Consider the following 16453-nt stretch of genomic DNA (forward strand, 5'->3'; position numbering starts at 1 on the left):
ACGGACAATCCGCCTCATGGGACATCTGGAAGCCGCACACCTCGAGTACTACTTGCCGGACGGGCGGGCGCTGCTCGGTGATGTCTCCTTCCGGGTCGGCGAGGGCGCCGTCGTCGCCCTGGTCGGGGCGAACGGCGCGGGCAAGACCACGCTGCTCCGGCTGATCTCCGGCGAGCTCCAGCCGCACGGCGGCTCCGTCACCGTGAGCGGCGGGCTCGGCGTGATGCCGCAGTTCGTCGGCTCCGTACGCGACGAGACGACCGTGCGCGACCTGCTCGTCTCCGTCTCCCACCCGAGGATCCGCGAGGCGGCGAAGGCCGTCGACGCCGCCGAGCACGCGATCATGACGGTCGACGACGAGGCCGCCCAGCTCCAGTACGCCCAGGCGCTCTCCGACTGGGCGGAGGTGCAGGGGTACGAGGCCGAGACGCTGTGGGACATCTGCACCACGGCCGCGCTCGGCGTCCCCTACGACAAGGCCCAGTTCCGCGAGGTCCGCACGCTCTCCGGCGGCGAGCAGAAGCGCCTCGTCCTGGAGTCCCTGCTGCGCGGCACCGACGAGGTCCTGCTCCTGGACGAGCCGGACAACTACCTCGACGTGCCCGGCAAGCGCTGGCTGGAGGAGCGGCTGAGGGAGACCCGCAAGACCGTCCTGTTCGTCTCCCACGACCGGGAGCTGCTCGCCCGCTCCGCCGAGAAGATCGTCAGCGTCGAGCAGAGCCCCGGGGGCGCCGAGGCCTGGGTGCACGGCGGCGGCTTCGCCACCTACCACGAGGCCCGCAAGGCGCGCTTCGCGCGGTTCGAGGAGCTGCGCCGCCGCTGGGACGAGAAGCACGAGCAGCTGAAGAAGCTGGTGCGCAATCTGCGCCAGGCCGCCGAGAACAGCCCCGACATGGCCTCGCGCTACCACGCGGCCCAGACCAGGCTGCGCAAGTTCGAGGAGGCGGGGCCGCCGCCCGAGCCGCCGCGCGAGCAGGACATCACCATGCGCCTGCACGGCGGCCGCACCGGCGTGCGCGCCGTGACCTGCCAGGGCCTTGAGCTCACCGGCCTGATGAAACCCTTCGACCTGGAGGTCTTCTACGGCGAGCGCGTCGCCGTCCTCGGCTCGAACGGCTCGGGCAAGTCCCACTTCCTGCGCCTGCTCGCCGGTGACACCGACAACCCCGTGGCGCACACCGGCGCCTGGAAGCTCGGCGCGCGCGTCGTGCCGGGACACTTCGCGCAGACCCACGCGCACCCCGAGCTGATGGGCCGCTCCCTGCTCGACATCCTGTGGCGCGAGCACGCGCAGGACCGCGGCGCGGCGATGTCCCGCCTGCGGAGGTACGAACTGACGGGGCAGGCCGAGCAGAACTTCGAGCGGCTCTCCGGCGGCCAGCAGGCCCGCTTCCAGATCCTCCTCCTGGAGCTGCAGGGCTGCACCGCCCTGCTCCTGGACGAGCCCACCGACAACCTCGACCTGGAGTCGGCCGAGGCTCTCCAGGAAGGCCTGGAGGCGTTCCAGGGCACCGTCCTCGCCGTCACCCACGACCGCTGGTTCGCCCGCTCCTTCGACCGGTACCTGGTCTTCGGCAGCGACGGCCGGGTCCGTGAGACGCAGGAGCCCGTGTGGGACGAGCGGCGCGTCGAGCGCGTGCGGTAGCCGGGGGCCCGCATGCCACTTCCGCCATGCGGGGCGCGCGGGGGCCGTGCGCGGTGCATCCTGGGTAGTACGCGCCTGGCGGGTACCCGGGGGGCAGGGAGCGACGCGCCACAGTGATCGGAGCGATCCATGACCGGAGTCGACCCGGGACGGCTGGACGACCAGCAGCTCATCAAGGAGCTGGAGACGATCCACCGCACCCGCCACACGACCCTGCTGCACGGTTCGAACGACGCCCTGCGGGCCCACAACGAACGCATGGCGCAACTGGAGGGCGAGTACCTGCGCCGCCACCCGCGCAGGTCGATCGCCGCCGGACGGACCCGTGCGGGAGCGCGGGAGAGGGGAGCCACGAGCCCGTGACGGACAAGGCCGTACCGCCGCTGCTCGACCGGCACGCCGAAGCGCTCGACCTCTTCACCGACCGGGTGCACGCCGTGCGCGCCGACCAGTGGGACGCCCCCACGCCCTGCACCGAGTGGACCGTGCGCGACCTGGTCAACCACCTCGTGTCCGAACAGCTGTGGGTGCCGCCGCTGGTCCGTGACGGAGCGTCCGTCGAGGCGGTCGGCGACGCCTTCGACGGCGACATGCTGGGACCCGTCCCTCCTCCGGGCTCCGCAGAGCAGGGGGGGACCCTCCTCCTCCTGGGACACCGCGGCCGCCGCCTCGCGCGCCGCCTTCCGCGAACCGGGCGCCCTGGACCGCACCGTCCACCTCTCCTTCGGGGACACCTCCGCGGCGTTCTACTGCGGGCAGATGACGACCGACCTGGTGGTGCACGCCTGGGACCTGTCCCGGGCGATCGGAGCCGACGAGACGCTTCCGGACGACCTCGTGAACTTCTCCGTACGGGAGATCTCGCCGTACGCCGCCGAGTTGGAGAAGAGCGGGCTCTTCGCCGCCGCGGTGGAGCCACCCGCGGGTGCCGACGTCCAGACGAAGCTGCTGAGCCTCCTCGGACGCCGGGTCTGACCGCTCAGGCCTGGCCGATGCCCGGCCAGTTGTCCGGATCGGCGCCGCTGATGTCGGCCAGCGCGGACGACGGGTCCTGCGCGAGCGCCAGATCGCCGAGGCTGACCATGCCCACCGGGTGCCCGTCCTCGACGACGGGCAGCCGGCGCACCGCGTGGTCGCGCATCAGGTCGACCGCCGCCGACACCGCGTCGTCGGGGGTCACCACCACCGGGTTGGGCGTGCAGATCGCCTGGGCGCTGACCGTCAGCGGGTCCGCGCCGTCGGCCACGGCGCGCAGCGTGATGTCCCGGTCGGTGAGCACGCCGAGGACCTGACCGTCCGTGGCGACCAGGACGTCGCCGATGTCCTGCGCGCGCATCAACTGTGCCGCCTCGACGAGGGAAGCGTCGGGGCGCACCGCCACGACGCCCGTGGTCATGACGTCCCTTACGAAATCAGCCATGGCTGGGCCTTCCTGCCTGCGTCTGCGTGACTCCGCTCGCAGTACCCCTGTGTCACAGCGGTATGCCTCGGACCGCGCGGGAGGTTTGCGCTGTTGGGCCAGGGAGACCCGGCCCCTGCACCCCCCACGACGAATCTGGGAGGGATGGGGTCATGGCGGTTCTCGCTGTGTTCATCCCGGTGGTGATGCTGGGCGTGATCCTGGCACTCGGCCGGTACGAGGAGTTGCTGCTGCCGCCCGCGAAGGATCCGAACGAGGTGGACGGCGTACGGAGCGGTGTCGCGTGACGCGGCATGAAGGTGCCGCCCCGGCTCTGCGTATGGCTGGGGCGGCACAGTGCTGAGTGCACGTCTCCAACAGTGCTGAGGACGCGCCTCCAAGGGCCTACGAGGCGCCCTTGCCCGGCAGGAACTCCTGCACCTTCGCCTTCAGGCCCTGCTTCACCACCGACGAGCGGTCCGCGTCGCCCTTGAGGATCGAGGCGGCCGTCGCCTCCATCTGCTCCCACGTCGCGTGCGGCGGGATCGGCGGCACCGCCGGATCGGTGCGGAAGTCCAGGACCACGGGACCTTCCGCGTCGAGCCCGGCCCGCCACGCCGCCTCGACGTCCTCGGGCCGCTCCACGCGGATCCCGGTCAGACCGATCGAGCGGGCGAACTCCGCGTACGGCACGTCCGGGATCTCCTGCGACGGCAGGAAGGACGGCGCGCCCTCCATCGCCCGCATCTCCCACGTCACCTGGTTCAGGTCCCGGTTGTTCCACACGCCGACCACGAGCCGCGGATCGTCCCAGCGGTGGCGGTACTTGGCGGCCGTGATCAGCTCCGCCATGCCGTTCATCTGCATCGCGCCGTCGCCGACCAGCGCGAGGACGGGCCGGTTGGGATGCGCGAACTTCGCCCCGATCGCGTACGGCACACCGCAGCCCATCGTGGCGAGCGTCCCCGACAGCGAGGCGCGCATGTCGCCCCGCATCGTCAGATGGCGCGCGTACCAGTTCGCCACCGAGCCCGAGTCGGACGTGACGATCGCGTTGTCCGGGAGGAGGGGGTCGAGGGCGCGGGCCACGTACTCGGGGTTGACCGGGTCCGCGGACAGCGCCGCCCTGCGCTCCATCACGCCGTTCCAGCGCACGACGTTGGCGCGGATCTCCTCGTGCCACTCGCGGCTCACCGCGCGGCGGTCCTTGTCGATCAGCGGGATCAGCTCGCGCAGCGTCGCCCGCGCGTCGCCGACGAGATTCACCTCGTACGGATAGCGCATCCCGACCATGTGCGGATCGATGTCGATCTGGACGCCGCGGGCCCTGCCGAACTCCGGCATGAACTGCGTGTACGGGAAGCTGGAGCCGATCGTCAGGAGCGTGTCGCAGTCGCGCATCAGCTCGTAGCTGGGGCGGGTGCCGAGCAGGCCGATCGCGCCGGTGACGTACGGGAGTTCGTCGCTCAGCGCGTCCTTGCCGAGCAGCGCCTTGGCCACGCCCGCGCCGAGCAGTTCGGCGATCTCCTCGACCTCGGCGCGGGCGCCCGCCGCGCCCTGGCCGACCAGGATCGCCGCCTTGTCGCCGGCGTTGAGGACCTCGGCGGCTCGCTCCAGGGCGCTCGGTGACGGCATCGCCGTCCAGGCGCTGCGGTCCAGGCTGGAGGGGACCATCTTGAACGCGTGCGGGGGAGGGGAGTACGCGAGCTCCTGGACGTCGCCGGGGACGATCACGGCGGTCGGGCAGCGGCGCGCGTACGCGGTGCGGATCGCCCGGTCGAGCACGTTCGGCAGCTGCTCGGGAACCGTCACCGTCTCCACGAAGTCGGACGCCACGTCCTTGAACAGCGTGTGCAGATCGACCTCCTGCTGGTACGAGCCGCCCATGGCGCTGCGGTGCGTCTGCCCGACCAGGGCGAGCACCGGCACGTGGTCGAGCTTCGCGTCGTACAGGCCGTTGAGGAGGTGGACCGCGCCGGGGCCCGACGTCGCCGCGCACACGCCGAGGCGCCTGCCGAACTTGGCGTATCCGACGGCTTCGAACGCGGACATCTCCTCGTGCCGCGACTGCACGAAGCGCGGCCGGTCCTCGGCCCTGCCCCACGCGGCGAGCAGGCCGTTGATGCCGTCGCCCGGATAGCCGAAGACGTGCTCGACGCCCCAGGCACGCAGCCTCTCCAGGATGTGGTCGGCGACCTTGACGCTCATGACGTAACCCTCCGGCGGATCGGGAAGCGGATCGGGCGAGCGGCCCGGGAAACAGCCGTCCCGTCCGGGTGTCCGGCCGGTGGGGGAGGAAACCTCCCGGTGTTTGGCCCCGAAGGCGCGGGGCAGGCGAAGAGACAGTGCTTCGGACCGGAGGCACGTCCGTGGGAGCGACCGCGCAGTCGGCCCCGGGTGTGCTCCCGTCGTGGCCCGACCCGCACGCACTCCCACGGTGACCGTCCACCCCAAGGCACCCACAAGGGAGTTGCGACCCCCATGCGATCCCACACCACCACCGCGCTACCGGCCAGGACGAAGCGACATCCCCACGACGACGCCCCCGACACCGCGTCGGCCTTCGCCCGGCTCGTCGAACTGCCCGACGGACCCGAGCGCGACGCCCTGCGCGACGAGATCGTCGAGGCGTGGCTTCCCATGGCCGAACGCCTGGCAGGACGCTTCCGCAACCGCGGAGAGTCCCTCGACGACCTGCGTCAGGTCGCGGCCCTCGGTCTGGTCAAGGCCGTCGACCGCTACGACCCGCGGCGCGGCAGCGCGTTCGAGAGCTACGCCGTCCCGACCGTCACCGGCGAGATCAAGCGCCACTTCCGTGACCACATGTGGACCCTGCATGTGCCGCGCCGCGTCCAGGACCTGCGCAACCGCGTGCGGTTCGCCCGCCAGGACCTCTCCCAGACGGTCTCGGGGCGTGCCCCCACCACCGCCGAGATCGCCGAGCACGCGCACATGAGCGTGGAGGACGCGGCGACCGGCCTGGAGGCCCTCGACAGCTTCACCGCGCTCTCCCTCGACGCCGAACTCCCGGGCAGCGAGGACGGATACGCCCTGCGCGACGCGCTCGGCGGCCCCGACCCCGCGCTCGACGTCGTCGTCGACCGCGAGGCCGTCAAGCCGCGCATCGCCCAACTGCCCGAACGGGAAAGGACCATCCTGTACATGCGGTTCTTCGGAGACATGACGCAGAGCCGTATCGCCGAGCAGATGGGCATCTCCCAGATGCACGTCTCCCGGCTGATCAGCCGCTGCTGCGACCGGCTGCGGGACCAGGTGATGCGGGACGCCGCCTAGCGCCGCGCCGCATGGCGAGCGCGATGTGCCGCGACATCATGTCCACCACCCGGGCCTCGGCCATCGAGAAGGCGAGCCGGGGCCCGCTCCGGAAGAGCGTGAGGACGCCGTCCACCGGGCCCTGTGGCCCGGTGGCGAGCGGCACGCAGAGCAGCGATGTGACCTCGGCGCGGACCAGGACGTGCGCGCCGGACGCGTCCCTGCCTAAGGCGTCCGGGTCCTCCGGGCGCACCTGCAGCGACGCGGCCCCGCCGCGGGCCACCTCCACGACGAGGGGGCACGCGGCGGGGTCCTGCGCGAGCACGTCGTCGACCGGGGCGCCCGGCGGCCCGAGGACCGTCACGCGCCGCGGGCGCGCGGCACCCCGGTCGGCGATCACCCAGTCCGCGAACCGCTCGTGCAGGACCGCGGACGCCGTCTCCAGGACGGCCGCCTTGTCCCCGGCGGGCGCGGTCAGGAGCGCCGACGTCATGGCGTCCACCAGTTCGAGCTGGGCCGCGTGCCGGGTCGCCTCGCCGAGGTCGGGCGCGGGGCCCGCCGCGCGGGGCTCCTGCGGCGCGCGGCTCCCCGAAGGCTGCAGCACGACGAGGACCGATGTGCGCGTCTCGGCACCGGGGCGCAGCGCCGTGAGCGTCGCGCGGACCGGGGTGTCCGGGCTGTGCTGGAGGTGGACGGTCAGGCTCCGGTCGCCCTCGCCGCGCGCGACGGCGGCGGTCTGCGAGCGGAAAGCGACCCGGTCGGCGTGGACCAGGAAGCCGGTCAGCGGTCGCCCCGTCGCATAGCCGGCGCGGACCCTGGTGATGCTCGTCGCGGCGAAGTTCATCCGCCGGACCACGGCCTCCCTGTCGATCAACGCGACGGGCAGCGGCAGCCGTTGGAACAGGGACCGCAGCAGCCGCTGCTCGTCCCCGCGCTCCGAAGGGGCCACGCTCGACTGCCCGTCCGCCGTGAAGCGTTCGTACGCGGGCCACAACTGGTCGGCCACGTGGTCGAGTTCGAAGATCGCCGCGTCGAGCACGGTGCTGAGGTCGTCCGCGGGGACGGAACGTGCGGACTTCAACTCAGAGACCCGGCGCAGAAAGTCCGCGAGCTCTTCACCGAACTCCTCCATTTGAGACATGTGTCGAACCTAACCGCTGCGACCGTTTTCCGGAGGGCTCGTAGGGAAGCCGAAGGAGAGAGGAGGAACACGCCATGGCGCCCTTGCCGGACTCCGACCTGCTCCGACCGGAATCATCCCTACCCGGCCGCAGGCTCTCCGAACTCGCCGAACAGGCCGTGCGCTGCACTCCTGGCTGCTGCGGGGCGAGCACGACGGTCTCCGACGGCGGCGACGAACACCCCGCCGCGGTCACCCACCCCGATCTGGCGGGGCTCGTCTCGGTTCAGCTGCGCTCGGGCGACGGGCCCATTCCCGCCGCCGAGGAGCGGGGCGAGCCGGTCGACTCCGAGGACCTGCTCCGCGACGAGCGCTGGCCCGAGTACCGTGCGCTGGCCCTCGACTCCGGCGTGCGCTCCAGCGTCACGCTGCCCTTCCAGCGCGCAGGGCTCACGGTCACCCTGAGTCTGTTCAGCTTCCGCCCCGGCGCGCTCGACGACGCCGAGCACGGCCCCGCGCAGGCCCTCGGCGACCTCGCCACGACGAGCTTCGTGCGCGACCGGCACTACCGCGCCGCGCTGACCGAGCTGGACCAGCTGGGCGCGGCCATGCGGACCCGGCCCGTCGTCGACCAGGCGTGCGGCATCGTCATGCACGTCCTGGCGTGCGAGGCGGACGCCGCCTTCGGCGTACTGCGGCGGATCTCCCAGACGACGAACAGGAAACTGGCCGACGTCGCCGCGGCGCTGGTCGAGACGAAGGGCAGGGGCCTGGAGAGGGAGCTGGTGTCACTGGCCCGCTGAACGGATCCCGTGTCGTCGGCCCGCTGAACGCGGCGACCAGGGCCCGGACCGGTCGGAACCGACCGGTCCGGGCCTTCCGCGTCCCCGCCGCGCCCACCCGCGGGGGCGGCGCGCACCGCTCACCCGGGCGGGGGCCAGAGCGGGCGGGAGGGGTGGGGGCACGCTGTGATGGGCACGTACGGCCATGTCCTGTCGTGCCGGATACGCACGGGTGCGACGGGGCAGGACACAGTCACGTGAGCGCACGGAGGTACGGATGCGGCGGACGGACACGGAGGGGCGCGGCCCCGTCCGGTACGGGCCGCCCCCGCCGGAGCCGGGCCTCCCGGTCCTGCCCGAGCTCGCGGCCGCCGCGGCCGCCGCGTCGGGCCGCTCCCCGTGCGAACCGGCGGGCGGCGCCCCCGCCCTCCTCGACGCGGCGAGAGGCTACTGGGCCAGACGCGGCCTGGCCGTGGAGCGCGGCCAGGTCGTCGCCGCCCCCGGCGCCCCGCCCCTCCTGCTCGCCCTCACCGCGGCCCTCGGCGGCGACGTCCTGCTGCCCCGCCCCTGCCCTGCCTGGTGGGCGCCCCAGGTACGGCTGCTCGGCCGCGGGGTCTACCACGTGCCGACGCCTGCCGAGTGCGGCGGCGTCCCCGACCCGTACGCCCTTCTGGAGACCGTCCGCCGCGTCCGCGCCGAGGGCGGCAGACCCCGCCTCCTCGTGCTCTGCGTCGCCGACGACCCCACCGCCACCGTGCCGCCCCCCGACGTCCTGCACGAGGCCGTCGAGGCGGCCGCCGACGAGGGCCTGTACGTCGTCGGCGACGAGACCTGGCGCGACACGCTGCACCACCCCCGCCACACCCTCCTGATCGGCCCCGCCGAGATGGACCGCGAGCGGGTGATCGTCGTCAGCGACCTCGTCGGGGCCTTCCTGCCGCCGTCCCTGCCCGCCGCCGTCGCCCGCTTCCCCGCCACCGCCGAGGGCGCCGCCCTGCGCGCCCGCACCCTCGACGTCCTGACCGCGCTCGGCGCGAGCCTCGCGGCACCTGCCGCCGCCGCTGCCTCGTACGCACTGGGCGAACCGGACCCGGTGACCGAGCGCCTGGCCGCCGCCGTCCGGCTGCACGCGCGCGTGGCCGCCGCCGCGCACCGCGCCGTGCTCGCGGCGGGCGCCTTCGCCAGGCCTCCGCAGGCGGGCCGCCACTTCTACGCCGACCTCGGCCCCCTGCGGTCCGCCCTCGCCGCGCGCGGCGTCGGCGACGCCCAGGAGCTGGAGGACTTCCTCGGCGAACGGCTCGGCATGCCCGCGCCGGGCGGCCACCGCTTCGGCGACGACATCGACGCCCTGCGCGTCCGCCTTTCCACAGGACCGCTCCTCGGCACGACCCGGCAGGAACGCCTGGCGGCGCTCACCGCGGCGGACCCCCTGGAATTGCCGCACGTGGAACGGGCGTTGAGCATGTTCGGATCCGCCTTCGACGATCTCCGCGCGGACACACAGCGAATGGAGCCTCCTCGGTGACCCAGCAGGCGCAGCAGCAGACGCAGGAGCAGACGCACGGCCGAGCACGGGGGCAGGGGGTGCGGCCGGGTCCCGGCCAGGGGCCCGACGCCCTCGCCCCACCCCGCCCGCCGGGCGGCGTCCGTATGTGGCCCACGTCGTTCGCCGACCGGCTGACCGCGCCGCTGCCCGGCCTGCGCGCCTTCGCGAGATTCGCCCGAGAGGGCGCCCTGCGGCCGCGCCCCGACGGGCTCAGCGACATCCAGCGGCTGCCCTTCGCCCCGGGCCCCCTGCCCCGCGTCGACGCCCGCACCGTCGCCGTCACCTGGGCGGGACACGCCAGTTGGGTCGTCCGCATCGGCGGCCTCACCGTCCTGACCGACCCCGTCTGGTCCCGCAGGATCCTCGGCACCCCCGCCCGCGTCACCCCCGTCGGTGTCGCCTGGAGCGCCCTGCCGCGTGTCGACGCCGTCGTCATCAGCCACAACCACTACGACCACCTGGACGCGCCGACGCTGAAACGGCTCCCCAGGGACACCCCGGTCCTGGTCCCCGCCGGGCTCGGCCGCTGGTTCACCCGCCGCCGCTTCCGCAGGGTCACCGAGCTCGACTGGTGGGAGGCGGCCGAACTGGGCGGGGTCCGCTTCGACTTCGTGCCCGCCCACCACTGGTCCAAGCGGAGCCTCCTGGACACCTGCCGCACGCTGTGGGGCGGCTGGGTGCTCACGGACGGCGAGGGACAGCGGGTCTACTTCGCGGGCGACACCGGGTACGGCCACTGGTTCGAGCGGATCGGCGCCCGCTACCCCGGCATCGACCTGGCGCTCCTGCCGATCGGCGCGTACGACCCGCGCTGGTGGCTCAGCGACGTGCACTGCGATCCCGAGGAGGCGGTGCGCGCGGCGGGCGACCTCGGCGCACGCCGGATGGCGCCCATGCACTGGGGTACGTTCCTGCTCTCCGCCGAGCCGGTCCTCGAACCCCTCACCCGGGTCCGCGCGGCCTGGGAGAAGGCGGGCCTGCCCCGCGAGGACCTCTGGGACCTGCCGGTGGGGGCCTCGCGCGTCCTGGCCTAGGCGGTGGCGCGGCGCACCCTGCGCCACACCGTCGGCGCCACGCTGATCAGCACCGTCAGCGCGACCGCCACCGCGACGCCCTCCCACGGCTCCTTGAAGAGGGAGCCGCCGAGGATGCCGATCAACTGGTACGTCACCGCCCACGCGAGGCACGCGGGCACGTCCCCGCGGGCGAACCGGCGCAGCGGCATCTTCGCCATCAGGCACGCCAGCATCACCGGGATCCGCCCGGCCGGGACGAGCCGGGAGAGGACGAGGACCAGCACGCCGTGGTCCTTCAGCTTGGCCTGCGCCTGGGCGAGCCGCTCCTCGGGCGCCCGGTCCCGGATCGCCTCCAGCCACCGCGAGCCGTTCTTGGACCGCATGCCGCGCTGCCCGAGCCAGTACAGCGCGACGTCGCCGACGAAGGCCGCGAGCGCCGCCACGCCGAAGACGACGAGCAGCGAGAACGGTGCCGTCTGATGGAGGGCGACCACCGCCGCCGAGCTGACGAGGGCGCCCGTCGGCACCACGGGGACCAGCGCGCCGATCACCACGAGCAGGAACAGCGAGGGATAGCCGACCGCCTGCTGCGTGCTCTCCGGCGGCACCTGGGTCACGGCGAGCATCACTTGGCCACCTCCGGCAGCACGCTCTCCCCGTGGGCGAGCCGGTGCACGCTCACCTCGGGCGCCAGGCGCGCGGCCTGGCGCACGAACTCCTGGCCCGGCGCGTGGAACTCATGGGGGCGCACGGCGTCCATGCCGATCGGCCAGTACGTGCCGTAGTGCACCGGGACGGCGCTGCGCGGCGCGATCCTCGCGAGCGCCTCGGCGGCGCGCCCCGCGTCCAGATGCCCGTGGCCGAGATAGGGGCCCCAGCCGCCGACCGGAAGGAGCGCCACGTCCACCTCGCCGACCTCGGCGGCCATCTCGTCGAACAGGCCGGTGTCCCCGGCGAAGTACGTGCGGGCCTCGCCGCTCACCACGTAGCCGAGGGCCGGCGAGCGGTGCGGTCCGACGGGCAGCCGCCGCCCGTCGTGCAGCGCGCGCACCACGCGTACGACGACGCCGCTGCCGTCGCCGACCGGCACCTCGTCGCCCGGCACGACCTCGGTGAAGCGCAGATGGGGCAGCCTGCGGGTCAGTCCGGGCAGGGCGCGCGCCGCCCCGCGCGGGACCAGCGCACGGGTGCCGGGCGCGAGCCGGGCGAGCGAGGGGATGTGCAGATGGTCGGCGTGCAGATGCGAGAGCAGCACGACGTCGGCGACCGCGGCGTGCGGCGGCGGCAGTGCGCCCCTGCGGCGCCGCAGATGCGCCAGGCGCCCTGCGAACAGCGGGTCGGTCAGTACGCGGACGCCCGAATCCTCGACCGTGCAGGTGGCGTGTCCCCACCACGTGACCTCGACGGGCACCCGGTTCCTCCTTCGTGCGACTGTCTGAGAGCCTACGGCCAGGAGTAGGGTCGACGCTCTTACGCCGAGGGTGAGGGGGACGCCATGGGAGATGCCGCTGGTGCCGGCACCGTCGTGGTGCGTGTGGCGGCGATCGCCAGCCTGACACCTCTGGAGGAGCTCGACGCCGACCCCTTCCTGGTCGACTCGCGCAGCCAGCACGCGATGTGCGCGCGCTGGGCCGCCGAGCACGGGTACGTGATCACGCGCGAGCTCGTCGTACGGGGCCTGCGCGCCGACCACGCCGTCCTGTGGGGCGACGTCGAGGCGGGCCTCGTGGACCTCTTCGTCGTGCCGAGCCGCAGGGTCCTGGAGCGCGCGCTGCGCTCCGCGGACGAGTTCACCGCGGAGTGCGCGCGGCGGGGGGTGCGGATCGAGACGGCGGGGCTCGCCGAGCCCGCGTACGACTCGCAGATGAAGGCGTGCGTGCACCGGCGGCTCTCGATGCCGACCGCGGGGTACAACGGCTGCTGAGACCGCCTCCCGTGCCGCTTCTCGCACCCCTCCGTACGCCCCTGCGGGGGTATGACACGCTGGTGTCCGGTTCGGGCTGAAAAAACATGAAAGGGCTGGGCGTGACGCACGGGCGATGGCGGAGAGTCGGCAGCGCTCTGTGGCGTGTGGTCGCCGTATGGGCCGTCAGCACCCTGACGATGCTCGTGCTCGCCGGGATCCTGCCGGACTTCAAGCTCCAGTCCGCCGACGGCGACAGCGCCACCCGCATCGCCGTCACCGCCGCCCTCGGCGCGGGCGCCTTCGGCCTGCTCTCGGCGCTGGTGTGGCCGCTGCTCGTGCGGGCCCTGCTCCTCGTGCCCGCGCTCGTCCTCGGGCTGCTCGCCTTCTTCCTCAACGGGTCGCTGCTCCTGCTCGCCCTGAACCTCATCCCCGAGGGCCGCGGCGAGGCCGGCGCCGAGACCGCCGTCGTGGTCGCCGCCGTGATGTCCGCCGTCGCGTCGGCCACCGGGGGTGCCCTCGCCGTGCGGGACGACGACGCCTACCGCCGCAGGCTCTACCGCCTCGCCGACCGCCGCAGGAGGCGTGGCGCGGACGGGGCGCCGGGACCCACCACCCCCGGCACCGTCTTCATCCAGCTCGACGGCGTGGGGCACGACGTGCTCGAAGCCGCCGTCCGCAAGGGCCTCATGCCCACCGTCGCCCGCTGGCTCGGCGAGGAGGGCGCCCCCACCCACCGGCTCACCCCCTGGCGCACCGACTGGTCCAGCCAGACCGGCGCCAGCCAGCTCGGCATCCTGCACGGCTCCAACCACGACGTGCCCGCCTTCCGGTGGTACGAGAAGGACACCGGCGAGGTCATGGTCAGCAACCGGCCCGCCTCCGCCGTCGAGCTGCAGCGCCGCGCGATCCGGCGCACCGGCGACGGCGGCCTCCTCACCGTCGACGGCGCGAGCCGCGGCAACCTCTTCAGCGGCGGCGCCGAGCAGCTCGCCCTGGTCCTGTCCATGGCCGCGCGCCGCGGCAAGGAGAACCGCTCGCGCGCCGGGTACTTCGCCTACTTCTCCGACCCCGCCAACGCGGTGCGCACCGCCCTCTCCTTCGTCGCCGAGGTGTTCCGCGAGATCGGCGAGTCCATGCGCGCCAGGATCGCCCGGCGCCGCCCCCGCGTCGGCCGCGGCGGGCTCTACCCCTTCATCCGCGCCTTCGCGACCGTCGTCGAGCGCGACGTCGTGGTCGCCGCCGTCATAGGGGACATGCTCGCCGGGCGCAGCGCGGTCTACGCGGACCTCGTCGCGTACGACGAAGTGGCGCACCACTCCGGCCCCACCGGCGGCGACGTCGAGAAGGTCCTGCGGCGCCTGGACCGCTCGCTCGCGCTGCTCGACCAGGTCGCCGACCACGCGCCGCGCGCCTACCGCATCGTGGTCCTCTCCGACCACGGACAGAGCCCGGGGGAGACCTTCCGCGCCCGCTACGGCCTCACCCTCGGCGACCTCGTCAGGGCGGGCTGCGGACTTCCCGTGCCGCGCAGGGCCCAGCGCACGCACAGCGGTGCCGAGGCCAGGTCGGCCGTGCGCGCCGCCCTGCGCAGGCCCGTCGAGGAGGGCGCCGACGAGCGCCGCCCGGCCCGCCGTGCCGAGCCGATCGTGCTGGCCTCGGGCAACCTCGGGCTCGTCTCGTTCCCCGACGTGCCTCACCGCATGACCCGCGAGGAGATCGACCGCCGCCATCCGGCGCTGCTCCCCACCCTCGCCAACCACCCGGGGATCGGCTTCCTCCTCGTCCGCAGCGAGGGGCGCGGCCCCGTCGTCCTCGGGGCGCGCGGCGCCGAGGTGTACCTGGACGAGGCCCCCGCCGACCTCGGGCCGCTCGCCGACTTCGGTCCCGGCGCCGCGGACGCCGTGCGCCGCACCGACGGCTTCCCGCACACCGCCGACATCATGGTCAACTCCTGGTACGACCCCGAGGAGGGCGAGGTCCTCGCCTTCGAGGAGCAGATCGGCTCGCACGGCGGGCTCGGCGGCGCGCAGTCCCGCCCCTTCCTCCTGTCGCCGCTCGTGCTCGGCGACCCGGTCGCGCACGGGGCGGAGCTGGTGGGTGCCGAGCGGATCCACCGCGTGCTGCGCCGCTGGCTGGGGGAGGGCCTCGGCCCCGAGGTCCCGGTGGATGATTCCCCGTCGGAAGTCCCCGGCAGCACAGCATTTGCGGCCGCCGACGGCGTCGCGCAGGACAAAACACACTGATTTTGAGCAGCGTCCGCCGTGCCCGACCATGGCTTCCGCCCGGCGATCCCGGGCACGTGGCACGACGAGAGGCACCACCCCATGCACCACACCGGAACCGCGGCACAGCAGCCGGCTCCGGCCCCTGAGCAGGGGGAACCGACCGAGGCGCAGAGCAGGCACTCCCGGCGCTTCGGGCTTCCGATCGCCACGTGCCTCGTCATGGGCAACATCATCGGCGGCGGCATCTTCCTGCTCCCGGCCTCCGTCGCGCCGTTCGGCACGATCAGCCTCGTCGCGTTCGCCGTCCTGACCGTGGGAGCCATCGCCCTCGCGCTCGTCTTCGGACGGCTCGCCGAACGCGACCCGCGCACCGGCGGCCCGTACGTCTACGCCCGCGAGGCCTTCGGCGACTTCGCCGGATTCCTCGCCGCCTGGTCGTACTGGATCACCACCTGGGTGTCCAACGCCGCGCTCGCCGTCGCCGCCGTCGGCTATCTGGACGTCCTGATCCCGGTCAACGACCACAAGTGGACCGCCTGCCTGGCCGCGCTGGTCCTCCAACTCCTTCCCGCGCTCGCCAACTTCGCGGGTACGCGGTACGTCGGCGCCGTCCAGCTGGTCGCCACCGTCCTGAAGTTCCTGCCGCTGCTGCTCGTCGCGATCGGCGGGCTCTTCTTCTTCGACAGCGCCAACCTCGGGCCGTTCCAGGCGAGCGACGACAGTCCGCTGGGGGCCGTCTCCGCGGCCGCCGCGATCCTGCTCTTCTCCTACCTCGGGGTCGAGTCCGCCGCCGTCAGCGCCGGCGAGGTGCGCGACCCGCGGCGTAACGTGGGGCGCGCCACCATCCTCGGCACCCTCGGCGCCGCCCTGGTCTATCTGCTCGGCACCCTCGCCGTCTTCGGGACCGTCGCCCACGACAAGCTGGTGACCTCCACCGCCCCGTTCTCGGACGCCGTCGACGTCATGTTCGGCGGGTCCTGGGGCGGCACCGCGGTCGCCCTCGCCGCGCTGATCTCGATGGTCGGCGCCCTGAACGGCTGGACGCTGCTGAGCGCCCAGACGCCGTACGCGGCCGCCAGGGACGGCCTCTTCCCGAGCGCGTTCGGGAAGAAGAAGCGCGGCGTGCCGACCGTCGGCGTCCTCGTCACCGTCGTCCTCGCCTCGCTCCTGACCGTCTACAACTACACGGCGGGCTCCGGCGGCGTCTTCGAGTCGCTCGTCCTGATCACCACGTTCACGGCGACCGTGCCCTACCTCCTCGCCACCGCGGCGCAGATCTACTTCCTGGTCTCCGGGCAGCGCGAGCGCGTCAACCGCGGCCGTCTCGTACGGGATTCCGTCCTCGCGGGCGTCGCGTTCGCGTTCTCCATGTGGCTCGTCGCCGGATCCGGCTACGCGGCCGTCTACCAGGGCGTGCTGTTCCTGTTCGTCGGTGTCCTCGTCTACGCGTGGATGGCGGCCCGCAAGCAGCGGGCCGCCACCTCGCACAGCTGATCCGTTCCGTGGTGGCGGGTCGCCCCCTCCGCCCCCAACGGCGGGGG

The 16453-nt window shown here is 73.5% G+C and carries 16 protein-coding genes and 1 pseudogene; 12 read left to right on the forward strand and 5 right to left on the reverse strand.

Annotation, left to right across the window (positions count from 1 at the left end):
- Positions 1-16 precede the first annotated feature (16 nt).
- The 4 genes and pseudogenes from ACZ4D5_RS27880 to ACZ4D5_RS27895 all read left to right on the forward strand — a co-directional run bounded on the left by ACZ4D5_RS27880 (position 17) and on the right by ACZ4D5_RS27895 (position 2620).
- Entirely contained in the window at positions 17-1645 is a 1629-nt protein-coding gene (locus tag ACZ4D5_RS27880) for an ABC-F family ATP-binding cassette domain-containing protein (RefSeq protein ID WP_467775159.1), read from the forward strand.
- Positions 1646-1774: 129 nt separating this feature from the next.
- Positions 1775-2008 (forward strand): DUF6158 family protein, encoded by a 234-nt coding sequence (locus tag ACZ4D5_RS27885; RefSeq protein ID WP_467775160.1) that lies wholly within the window; start codon positions 1775-1777, stop codon positions 2006-2008.
- 74 nt (positions 2009-2082) lie between these two features.
- Positions 2083-2274: pseudogene (locus tag ACZ4D5_RS27890) on the forward strand (maleylpyruvate isomerase N-terminal domain-containing protein); the annotation flags it as partial.
- Positions 2189-2620, forward strand: coding sequence for a TIGR03086 family metal-binding protein (locus ACZ4D5_RS27895; RefSeq protein WP_467775161.1), 432 nt, complete (start codon positions 2189-2191; stop codon positions 2618-2620). The pseudogene ACZ4D5_RS27890 and the gene ACZ4D5_RS27895, both read left to right, overlap by 86 nt.
- 4 nt (positions 2621-2624) lie before the next feature.
- On the opposite strand, the gene ACZ4D5_RS27900 is transcribed toward ACZ4D5_RS27895, so the two are convergent.
- Positions 2625-3065 carry a CBS domain-containing protein gene (locus tag ACZ4D5_RS27900; RefSeq protein WP_467775162.1) on the reverse strand — a complete coding sequence of 147 codons (441 nt, stop codon included), beginning with the start codon at positions 3063-3065 and terminating at the stop codon, positions 2625-2627.
- A gap of 152 nt (positions 3066-3217) precedes the next feature.
- Between ACZ4D5_RS27900 and ACZ4D5_RS27905 the strand changes: the two genes are divergently transcribed.
- The gene (locus ACZ4D5_RS27905) at positions 3218-3352 is read left to right on the forward strand and encodes a hypothetical protein (protein WP_467775163.1); all 135 of its coding nucleotides are present in this window, start codon (positions 3218-3220) and stop codon (positions 3350-3352) included.
- A gap of 97 nt (positions 3353-3449) precedes the next feature.
- Here the strand turns inward: ACZ4D5_RS27905 and ACZ4D5_RS27910 are convergent, their stop codons facing one another.
- The gene (locus ACZ4D5_RS27910; protein WP_467775164.1) at positions 3450-5252 is read right to left on the reverse strand and encodes a thiamine pyrophosphate-requiring protein; all 1803 of its coding nucleotides are present in this window, start codon (positions 5250-5252) and stop codon (positions 3450-3452) included.
- Positions 5253-5525: 273 nt separating this feature from the next.
- On the opposite strand from ACZ4D5_RS27910, the gene ACZ4D5_RS27915 reads away from it, so the two are divergent.
- The gene (locus ACZ4D5_RS27915) at positions 5526-6338 is read left to right on the forward strand and encodes an RNA polymerase sigma factor SigF (protein WP_467775165.1); all 813 of its coding nucleotides are present in this window, start codon (positions 5526-5528) and stop codon (positions 6336-6338) included.
- On the opposite strand, the gene ACZ4D5_RS27920 is transcribed toward ACZ4D5_RS27915, so the two are convergent.
- Positions 6286-7458 (reverse strand): PAS domain-containing protein, encoded by a 1173-nt coding sequence (locus tag ACZ4D5_RS27920; RefSeq protein ID WP_467775166.1) that lies wholly within the window; start codon positions 7456-7458, stop codon positions 6286-6288. The genes ACZ4D5_RS27915 and ACZ4D5_RS27920 overlap by 53 nt on opposite strands.
- Before the next feature lie 74 nt (positions 7459-7532).
- Between ACZ4D5_RS27920 and ACZ4D5_RS27925 the strand changes: the two genes are divergently transcribed.
- The 3 genes from ACZ4D5_RS27925 (at position 7533) to ACZ4D5_RS27935 (ending at position 10799) form a co-directional block, all read left to right on the forward strand.
- Positions 7533-8240: an ANTAR domain-containing response regulator gene (locus tag ACZ4D5_RS27925; protein WP_467775167.1), complete on the forward strand. Its 708-nt coding sequence runs from the start codon at positions 7533-7535 to the stop codon at positions 8238-8240.
- Positions 8241-8496: 256 nt separating this feature from the next.
- Positions 8497-9744, forward strand: coding sequence for an aminotransferase class I/II-fold pyridoxal phosphate-dependent enzyme (locus tag ACZ4D5_RS27930; protein ID WP_467775168.1), 1248 nt, complete (start codon positions 8497-8499; stop codon positions 9742-9744).
- A gap of 59 nt (positions 9745-9803) precedes the next feature.
- Positions 9804-10799, forward strand: a complete 996-nt coding sequence (locus tag ACZ4D5_RS27935) for an MBL fold metallo-hydrolase (protein WP_467775345.1) — start codon at positions 9804-9806, stop codon at positions 10797-10799.
- Here ACZ4D5_RS27935 and ACZ4D5_RS27940 read toward each other — a convergent pair.
- Together ACZ4D5_RS27940 and ACZ4D5_RS27945 are read right to left on the reverse strand one after the other, a co-directional pair.
- Positions 10796-11407, reverse strand: coding sequence for a DedA family protein (locus ACZ4D5_RS27940; RefSeq protein WP_467775169.1), 612 nt, complete (start codon positions 11405-11407; stop codon positions 10796-10798). The genes ACZ4D5_RS27935 and ACZ4D5_RS27940 overlap by 4 nt on opposite strands.
- The gene (locus tag ACZ4D5_RS27945; protein WP_467775170.1) at positions 11407-12192 is read right to left on the reverse strand and encodes an MBL fold metallo-hydrolase; all 786 of its coding nucleotides are present in this window, start codon (positions 12190-12192) and stop codon (positions 11407-11409) included. The genes ACZ4D5_RS27940 and ACZ4D5_RS27945 overlap by 1 nt, the downstream gene beginning before the upstream one ends.
- 84 nt (positions 12193-12276) lie before the next feature.
- Here ACZ4D5_RS27945 and ACZ4D5_RS27950 point away from each other — a divergent pair, with 84 nt between their 5' ends.
- The 3 genes from ACZ4D5_RS27950 to ACZ4D5_RS27960 all read left to right on the forward strand — a co-directional run bounded on the left by ACZ4D5_RS27950 (position 12277) and on the right by ACZ4D5_RS27960 (position 16406).
- Positions 12277-12705: a recombinase family protein gene (locus ACZ4D5_RS27950; protein ID WP_467775171.1), complete on the forward strand. Its 429-nt coding sequence runs from the start codon at positions 12277-12279 to the stop codon at positions 12703-12705.
- Positions 12706-12791: 86 nt separating this feature from the next.
- A complete protein-coding gene (locus ACZ4D5_RS27955) occupies positions 12792-14930 on the forward strand; it encodes a phage holin family protein (RefSeq protein ID WP_467775172.1) in 2139 nt (712 codons plus the stop codon).
- Positions 14931-15011: 81 nt separating this feature from the next.
- Positions 15012-16406, forward strand: a complete 1395-nt coding sequence (locus ACZ4D5_RS27960) for an amino acid permease (protein WP_467775173.1) — start codon at positions 15012-15014, stop codon at positions 16404-16406.
- The last annotated feature ends 47 nt before the right edge of the window (positions 16407-16453 follow it).

It is taken from the genome of Streptomyces sp. NPDC025651 (assembly GCF_055558735.1).